The 9,034-nt window shown below is 60.2% G+C and carries 6 protein-coding genes; 1 reads left to right on the top strand and 5 read right to left on the bottom strand.

The genetic code is table 11. The features are described 5' to 3' along the window. From AADA04_RS01975 to AADA04_RS01955, 5 genes are all read right to left on the bottom strand, one after another. Nucleotides 1–1,106: type II secretion system F family protein (locus tag AADA04_RS01975; protein ID WP_340691552.1), on the bottom strand; the 1,106-nt coding region annotated here is incomplete at its 3' end. Next, nucleotides 1,093–2,595: an ATPase, T2SS/T4P/T4SS family gene (locus tag AADA04_RS01970; protein WP_340691551.1), complete on the bottom strand. Its 1,503-nt coding sequence runs from the start codon at nt 2,593–2,595 to the stop codon at nt 1,093–1,095. The genes AADA04_RS01970 and AADA04_RS01975, both read right to left, overlap by 14 nt. A gap of 4 nt (nt 2,596–2,599) precedes the next feature. Continuing rightward, complete coding sequence (gene gspD, locus AADA04_RS01965; protein ID WP_340691550.1) at nt 2,600–4,543, bottom strand: type II secretion system secretin GspD; 1,944 nt, start codon at nt 4,541–4,543, stop codon at nt 2,600–2,602. A 1-nt stretch (nt 4,544) separates the two neighbouring features. Continuing rightward, complete coding sequence (locus AADA04_RS01960) at nt 4,545–5,432, bottom strand: type II secretion system protein N (protein WP_340691549.1); 888 nt, start codon at nt 5,430–5,432, stop codon at nt 4,545–4,547. 224 nt (nt 5,433–5,656) lie between these two features. Continuing rightward, the gene (locus AADA04_RS01955; RefSeq protein WP_340691548.1) at nt 5,657–5,941 is read right to left on the bottom strand and encodes a helix-turn-helix transcriptional regulator; all 285 of its coding nucleotides are present in this window, start codon (nt 5,939–5,941) and stop codon (nt 5,657–5,659) included. A 578-nt stretch (nt 5,942–6,519) separates the two neighbouring features. On the opposite strand from AADA04_RS01955, the gene AADA04_RS01950 reads away from it, so the two are divergent. Beyond that, nucleotides 6,520–9,009 (top strand): hypothetical protein, encoded by a 2,490-nt coding sequence (locus AADA04_RS01950; protein WP_340691547.1) that lies wholly within the window; start codon nt 6,520–6,522, stop codon nt 9,007–9,009. The last annotated feature ends 25 nt before the right edge of the window (nt 9,010–9,034 follow it).

The raw sequence follows: 9,034 nt of genomic DNA, 5'->3' as shown, positions 1-9,034 counted from the left end.
AGGCTGAGGGCGGTGGATGTGGCATTCTCGAATTCTTCTTCGAGGAATTCTGCTGCGCGCGTCATCATGCCAGGCACGTCGCGGCCTGCTTCGCCGCTGGCCACCATGTGAACCATCATGGGCGGGAACGCGCCCGTGCCCTTGAGCGCGGCGGCGAATGAGCCGCCTTCACTGACGCGCACGGCGATCTCGTCTGTGGCCTTGCGGAACACGCTGTTGGACATGGCGCCGCGTGCTGCCTGAAGCGATTCCAGAACCGTGGCTCCTGACGAGGACAGCGTGGCGAAGATACGCGCAAAGCGGGCGGCAGAGACGGTGCGGACCAAGTTGCCGATGACGGGCAGGCGCAGGACAAGGCGGTCCAGCGTCTCGCGGACGGCGGGTGCGCGCAAGAGCCGGGCGAGGAGGACCGCGCCGACAATCAGCGCAATGGCGATCAGCCAGCCCCAGTTACGCAGGAGGTTGGACACGGCGATGACCTGCTGGGTCAGCCAGGGCAGGTCGGCATCGAACATGTCGAACTGTTCGACGAGGCGCGGAACCACGAGGATCATCAGGGCGACGACCATGCCGATGGCGAGCGTGGAGAGCAGTGCAGGATAGATCAGCGCGGACTGGACCTTCTGGCGCAGGCGCCACGTGTTCTCAAGGTAGACGGCGAGGCGTTCCATGACTTCGCCCTGGCGGCCCGACATTTCACCGGCCGCAACGACGGACTTGAACAAAGGCGGGAAGGCACGTGGCGCCGTTGCGAGTGCGTCGGCAAAGCGGGAGCCTTCGGTGACTTCGTTACGGACGCGGTGAAGGATGGCGACGGTTTCAGGCTTGGCATCGCTCGCTGCAGCTGTGAGCGCCTGTTCGACGGTGAGGCCGGACTGGAGCAGGACAGCCAACTGGCGCGCCAGCAGGGCGCGATCCTTCTCGGAAATGCGGCCACCGACGCCCTTGCCGCCACGTGCCGTCTTCGCATTGAGCGGAGAGACGTCGACAGGCATGAGTTCGCGCATCCGCAATTCCTTGCGGGCGGCGCGGGGGCTGTCGGCAGAGATGACGCCGCGCAGGCGCTTGCCGCCATTGTCGACGGCGACATATTCAAACGCTGCCATCGCGGGCCTCCTTGCGGCAGACGCGGAGGACTTCTGTCACGCTGGTCTCGCCGGAGAAAACATAGCGCCGGGCATTCTCGATCAGGCGGTGATGGTCAGCGAATGCGACCGCTTCGATGGCGTCTTCTGTCGCGTCGGCGTGGAGCAGGTTGCGGACGGCACTGTCGACGACGAGGAGTTCGTAGATCGCGATGCGACCGTGGAAGCCGGTATTGCCGCAGGCCATGCAGCCTTTGGGCGTATAGTGGGTGAACGACTCGGCAGGCGGCAGGTCGAGAGCCTCATATTCAGCTACTCCGGCGGTTGCCGGCTCTTTGCAGACGTCGCAAAGCTTGCGCACGAGCCGCTGGGCCATGACAGCTCGCAGGGTGGAGGCCATGAGGTAGGTCTCGACACCCATGTCGCGCAGGCGTGTAATGGCACCGGCTGCGCTATTGGTGTGCAGGGTGGAGAAGGCGAGACGCCCCGTGGAGGCGAACTCGAATGCGGCTTCAGCGGTTTCGAGGTCGCGGATTTCACCCACCATGACGATGTTGAAGTCCTGACGCAGGATGTTGCGCAAGGCACGGGCGAAGGTGAGGCCGACCTTGGCATCCATTTGCGTTTGGCTGATGCCCGGAAGGCCGTATTCCACCGGATCTTCGAGCGTCATGATGTTCACGCTGCCTGTATTGAGGCGCGAGATGCTCGAGTAGAGCGTTGTTGTCTTGCCTGAGCCGACAGGGCCGGTGACAAGGATCACGCCATTGGGCTGGCTGAGGACCTTGTCGAAACGCTGGTAGGTATCGGAATCCATGCCGAGTTGCTCGAGCGTGAGCAGGGCGTTCTGTGTGTCGAGGAGACGCAGGGCGACGCGTTCGCCGAAACGGGTCGGCAGGATGGCGACGCGGACGTCGATGGAGCGCCCGCCGGCCTGCAAAGAGATCCGGCCATCCTGTGGCAGGCGCTTCTCGGCAATATCGAGACGGGCCATGACCTTGATACGCGAGACGAGGGGGGCGGCGAGTTTGCGGGGTGGCGTAAGCACTTCAACAAGGTCGCCATCGATCCGGTACCGGATCGACAGTTTGTCCTCGAACGGATCGATGTGAATGTCGGAAGCGCGGCGCTTCATCGCCTCATAGATGAGGCCGTTGATCAGGCGGATGACGGGCGCGTCGTCGCTGCCGCCGAGCAGGTCTGCCGCTTCCGGGATGTCGTCGATCAGGCTTTCGAGTCCGCCCCGGCTGGCGACAGCGGCTTCGATATCTGTTGCGCCGAGCGGTCCCTGGCTGAACGCGATTGTAAGCGCGCGATCGAAGCTGGCCGGATCAAGGGATTCGATCGCGTGAGCGCAACCAAGTGCCCTGCGCGCCTCGACGAGGGACATGACGTCGGCACCCGTGCGCATGCCGACAGTCAACGTGTCGCGATCAGGCAGCACGATGAGGCCTTTGTCCTTGGCGAAGGCATAGGTGAACTGGCGGGGGGGTGCGGCGTGTGTGCTCATCGGATTATTGCGGTGGCGGCGCCCCTAACACTTCGCTGACAAAGGCGTCGAGCGAATTGACCTTGTCGTCCTTGCCGTTCCAGAGTTCTTCGGCACGAACGAACCGATAGCTGCGAGCGGTGACGTCACGCGCGCTCTGACGATCACGGATCACGGTCGGGCGAATGAAAACCATCAGGTTGGTGCGTGTTGTCGCCTTGCCCTCGGAGCGGAAGAGACGACCAGCGACCGGGACGTCTCCGAGGAAGGGCACCTTTTCGCTCGCGAATGTGTCTGTTTGCTGGATGAGGCCGCCGATCACAATGATCTCGCCGCTGTCGGCAAGGACGTCGGTGGTGATCTGGCGCTTGTTGAAGACAAGGTCCGACGTTGCCGTTGAAATCGCCCCTGCGATGCTGGAGACTTCCTGATTGATTTCCAGACGAACTGCATCGTCAGATGAAATGCGCGGCGTGACGTCGAGGCGTACACCGATTTCCTTGCGATCAACCGTTTGGTACGGATTGGTGTTGTCTGTTCCAAGCACGGACCCTGTGATGATCGGAACTTCCTGGCCAACCAGAAGCGATGAGGTCCCGTTATCCAGTGTCATGTTGAAAGGCTTTGAAAGGACGCGGGAATTGGTATCGTTCTCGACGGCCGTGAGGATGGCGCCAAAGAGCGTGTCACCGTCCTGGCCACCGACGCCAAAGCCCAGTCCGGTAAGGCCAAGCAGAGACGTAACGGCTGATGCGGCAAATGGATTGGAGTCGCCGCTATTGAATGGCGTGTCACCGGAAATGGCGCCGGCGAGGGTCAGTAGGTTGGGTGCAGACCGGGAATAGTTGGTGGACGCGAAGGGAACGGTTGAGTTGCCGGTACCGCTGAGCAGGAATTGCAGGCCGAGTTCGCGCGCGGTGTCGTCGGACATTTCGACGATGATGGCTTCAACGAGAACCTGGGCGCGCCGCTTGTCCAGATCCTGGATCACGCGTTCAAGTGTCAGAAGTGTTTCGCTGGGTGCATTGATCACGAGCGAGTTCGTGGACGCGTGAAATGCGATGGTGCTGAGTCCAACGTCACCGCCTGCCTCACCGCGCCGGAACGCCATTGCGCCCGCGACTTTTTCAAGGATCGGGACGATATCGGCGGCATCGGCGTTCTTGAGGGAGATAACACGCAGCGTGTCTTCGACCCGGTCCGTCGCATCAAGTTGTTCGACAACTTTCAGAGCGCGCTCGACCATGAGGTCGTCACCACGGATGACAATCGAATTGCCGGTCTGGGAGGCGATGGCCTGGAAGTTCGACGCGTAAGCGTCTTCGCCACCGGTCTTCTGAAGGGCCATCAGGATGGACTCGAGTTCGCCTGACGGGATGTTCTTGAGAGAGATCGTTTCCGTGCGGGTGCGATCTTCATCAATTCCCGCGACCAATTGGCGGATACGCGGCATGTTCGACTGGTAATCGACGATCACCAGCGTGTTTGAACGCGGGTTTGCAATCACCTGGCCTTGAGCGTCGACCAGGGGTTTGACCATCTGGGCTGCTTCGAGCGCATTGAAATTGTTGAGGTGGATGATCTCGGTCACGAAACTGTTGGAACCGGAGGCCCGTGTGCCGGCTTCGCTGACCGCCGATTGTTCGGGGATGATGCGATAGGTGTCCTTGCCGGCCGGGACAGCCGTGAAACCGTGAACGCGCAGGGTCGACAGGAAGACGTCGAATACGCCGTCGCGTGTCAGTGGGGACGAGGATGTGACGGTGACGCGTTTGCCGCGGACATCGGGATGGACGATGAACGTGTAGCCAGTGACGATGGAAACGTCGGCGACCAGCGAACTCAGTTCGACATCATCGAAATTCAACACGTGGAGCGATGCTTTCGGACCGGACTCACCCGCGAGCCCGAAGGCGGGCAGGGCGGTCGTGGCCAGCAGGATGGCTGAAAAGCCGAAACGGACGTTCATTCTATTCTCCCTCAGGGAAGCGAAGCGTGACGGGGACGTCGGCGCCATTGCGCTGGACCGTCATGGATAGCTCGGCTGCATTCGACAGCCGTTCGGCGATGTTTTCGATCTTGATGTCGCGGATGGGCGTACCGTCGAGCACTGTGATGATGTCACCGGATTCGAGACCGGAGCCGGACAGGGCCGCAGTCGATTCCGGCGTGGACAGACGGTAACCGACAAGAACGCCATCTGTGAACACGGGTGCCACGTCTAGCGATGCCAGGAGCGCGCGATCGATTGGTGCCTGTTCCCGTGCAGTCGTGAGAGAACGCGGCGCGCCTTCGACCATGCCTTCCTGGCCGGGCAGGGACAGGACCGAAAGCGCATCAATACCGCTTTCCATCATCAGTGTTTCCAGCGATCCGCTTTTTCGAATGAGCACCCGGTCGGGACGGACGCGGTCAAGGGTGACTCCCTCGATGATGGTGTCACCCGGATGATAGGTCAGTGCCCGTCCGTCGGGAGTCTGGATTATGGCAATCGAGAACTGACCTGGACTTGCTTCGCTTGTGCCCTCCGCGACAGATCGCACACCCTTGAGGGTAAGATTGAGGCTCGTCGCCGGCGCATCAGGAATGATGTCGCCGACGGCCGCGGCCCTTCCGAACCGGTTTGATCGGGTCAGGATCATGAGGTCAGCACTCGCAAGAGACGATCCTGCAGATGCGTCGGTCTGGGTGGCGGGCAAGGGCAGTGGGGCGCTCACAGCGCCGCCAGGCTCGACCAGAAGCCAGACGAACCGGGCAACCAGCAATCCCAAAAGCGCAACAAACACGACTGTGACGCCGACGCGTAGGCGCGGCAAAAGGTGCAGTGCTTTCGTCGAAAGGATGTCTAATTGGCTCATATTCTACTCTGACTGCAATTTCCCTGCCCGGATTATGTAACTGGGCAACCTGTCGAACAGGTGGGCCATGGCCGAGACCCGGGCAATTGGAATGGTGATGAAGCAAACTAATCAATAGTGGCAAGCTGAATTACAGTACAACTTGTTAATACTTGAGGGCATGGGCATTGTCCCAATATCATACACCTTTACTTTCTTCGATACGATCCGGAGGCAAGACCATGTCAGAACAGTACGCTTGCGGGAACATCCAGCGCTTCTGACAGTCGCCGTGCCGTCTTGAGCCCAAATGTCTGACCGCGCTCGATTGCGGATATGTGATTGGGGCGAATGCCACACAGTTCGCTCAGCTGACTTTGTGTGAGCAACCTGAGTTCGCGCATGACGCGAACGGGATGCTCGCCAGCATCAATTCGTCTCTGCGCGTCTACTGGTATGGCCGGCTCTATCTTTGGCAGATCCGATATCGTCTTTTCCAGCTGTGCGACCTTTGTTTCAAGATCGATCAAGCGACCCTCGAGCCTGTAAATCAAATCCATATGTTCCACCGAGGCGGCCCCCTGTTGCGTTAATCCCCTGGTTCTTGGCAAGCGCACGAATATGCGGAATTTATCGCGCTCACATGTCGCTTTCGCGAAAGTTTTGTGACGGAACGCGGCGCACATTCCGTTTGTTTCCGTGCGCAGCGTGTCGCGCTGGCTTGCTGTCTCAAAACCGAAATATTTCCGTTAATTGTTTGTCATGGGGCGCCGCTATTGAGCCGCTGACGAGGTCGCAATGGAGTCGACCTGTCTGACGGTCCAAATGAGGGGTTCCAATGATATTTCGCAGGTCGGTTAGCGCGCTTGCGCTTTGCTTAGCAGCAGCGTGTTCGCAAGGAAGTAACATTGCTTCACCGGGGGCCACCAACCCCGGAACGCCGCCAACGGGTGGTGGCAGTGGCAGTGGCGGTGGTGGCGGAAGTGCCGCGACGTGCCCGACGGGTTTCACAGAAGGCGCGGCCGTCGGCGGATTCACGACGTGTAATCTTTCGGGTACGTATCTGGCGGACCTGACGCTTCCTTTCGTTGCTGGCGTTGCTTATGCAGTGGATGGACGCGTCGATGTTGGCGTAGACGTCGGTGCCGACGGCACGACCGCAGGCGGTACAGCAGCAACCCTGACCATCGAGCCGGGCGTTACCGTTTTCGGGCGCTCAGGCGCAGACTATATCGTCATCAACCGCGGTTCGGAGATTGATGCAGACGGTAATGCCGCCAACCCGATTGTCATGACCAGCGCCAATGACCTGATCCGTCGCGCCACAGACGCAAGCGACTTCGGCGGCGACAATATCGGCGAATGGGGCGGCCTGGTGATTCTCGGTCAGGCACCGATCAACCGTTGCCGCAATGCGGCGACGCCGGCGACCGTCGATTGTGACAACGTGATTGAAGGCGTGAGCAGTCCAGACGCCGTTTATGGCGGTGCTGATGCCGCAGACAGCAGTGGTACGCTTCGCTACGTCTCGCTGCGCTTCTCCGGCTTTGCGATTGGCACGGGCAACGAGTTGAACGGTATCTCGCTTGGTGGTGTGGGATCCGGCACGACAATTGATTACGTCCAGGTCCACAACAGCTCGGATGACGGCATTGAATTCTTCGGCGGCACGGTCAACGCCAAGCACCTCGTGCTGACGGGCGAAGACGATGACTCGCTGGACACCGACAATGGCTACAATGGCAGCATGCAATATGTTGTCGTGAAGCAGCGTGCTGCCGGCGGCGACAACATGGTTGAGGCCAGTAGTGTTGCGGGCATTACGCCAGCATCCAATGCGAAAGTTTCGAACTTCACCTTCCTCGGTGATGCAGGCGGTAACGCGTTCCGCCTGAATACCGGTACGATCGGCACCTACGTCAACGGCGTGGTGACCGATACTGCGGAATGCTTCCGCTGGGAAACGTCGGCAGGCAATGGTGTCGCGGGTTACCAGGCTGGTGTAGACCCGGCCTTCAACTCTGTCCTGTTTGATTGTACAGGCGGGCTTGAAGTGGCGGGCTCTGACATCGGTGCGGCTTCTGCATCCCTTGCCGCGGGCACCAACAATTCCTCGGCAACTGCAAGCACGCTCGCGGCCTCTTTCTTCCCTGGTCCGAACGAAGCCGCAGTTACGCCGTTTGATGCGACAACGCTGGGCGGTAGTTTCGAACCGGTCACCTATATCGGTGCTTTTGGTCCGACCGAAACGGAAACCCAGAACTGGGCAAGCGGATGGACATTCGGTCTATTCCCTGATCCGAGCTGCCCTGCCGGGACGACAGATTCCGGGCTTGTTACCAATGACCAAACGGTCTGCCGCATTTCGGGCGTGATCGCCGATGATGTTCGCCTGACGCGAGGCAATATCTACGAAGTCGTCGGACGTCTGGACGTCGGTGTCGATATTGGTGCCGATGGCACGGCAGCGACAGGTGATCCGGCAACGCTGACGATTGAATCGGGTGTGACGGTCTTTGGCGGAAGCGGCGCCGACTATATTGTCGTGAACCGCGGCTCGCAGATATTCTCCAACGGGACAAAGGAAAACCCGGTCGTCCTGACATCTGAAGCTGATGTCACGGACACGCAACCCAATCCGGAAAATGCCATTGGCGAATGGGGCGGTCTGGTGATCCTTGGCCGCGCGCCGATCAACCGCTGCCGCAATGCCGCAACGCCAGCGACAGCCGCCTGTGACAACGTGGTTGAAGGCGTGACCAATCCTGATGCCGTCTACGGCGGTGCCGAGCCAACCGACAATAGCGGTTCGTTGCGCTATACGGTGGTCAAGCATTCCGGTTTCGAAGTCACGACGGGTAATGAGCTGAACGGCATCACGCTGGCTGGTATTGGTTCGGGCACGACGGTCGACTATGTCCAGGTTCACAACAGCTCGGATGACGGCATTGAATTCTTCGGCGGCACGGTCAACGCCAAGCACCTCGTGCTGACGGGGGAAGACGATGACTCGCTGGACACCGACAATGGTTACAATGGTAGCCTGCAATATATCATCGTGAAGCAGCGTGCTGCTGGCGGTGACAACATGGTTGAGGCCAGCAGCGTGGCAGGCATCACACCGGCTTCGAATGCCAAAGTCTCCAACTTCACCTTCCTCGGCAATGCGGGTGGCAACGCGTTCCGCCTGAACACCGGCACCATCGGCACCTATGTCAACGGCGTGGTCAAGGAAGTTACTGAATGCTTCCGCTGGGAAACGTCGGCAGGCAATGGTGTTGCTGGCTATCAGGCCGGTGTGGACCCTGCCTTCAACTCGGTCCTGTTCGATTGTGCAGCCGGACTTGAAGTGGCGGGCTCTGACATCGGTGCGGCGTCTGCATCCCTTGCCGCGGGTACCAACAACTCCACGGCAACGGCAAGCACCCTGATCAACACGTTCATCAACGGTGCAGCTGAGTCAGCCGTCACAGCCTTCGACGTGACGGGCCTGTCGAGCGACCTCGAGCCGGTCGACTATATCGGTGCCGTCGAGAACGCCACGGACACCTGGTGGCAAGGCTGGTCGTGCGGCCTTGAAGCCAGCGACCCTTGTTAAGTTGAGAACCGCCGGGATGGCCACG

Origin of the sequence: Hyphomonas sp. (assembly GCF_037969335.1) — a bacterium.
GTDB lineage: Bacteria > Pseudomonadota > Alphaproteobacteria > Caulobacterales > Hyphomonadaceae > Hyphomonas.
Note: the sequence above shows the minus strand (reverse complement) of the source record. Positions and strands in the feature narration are given on the sequence as shown.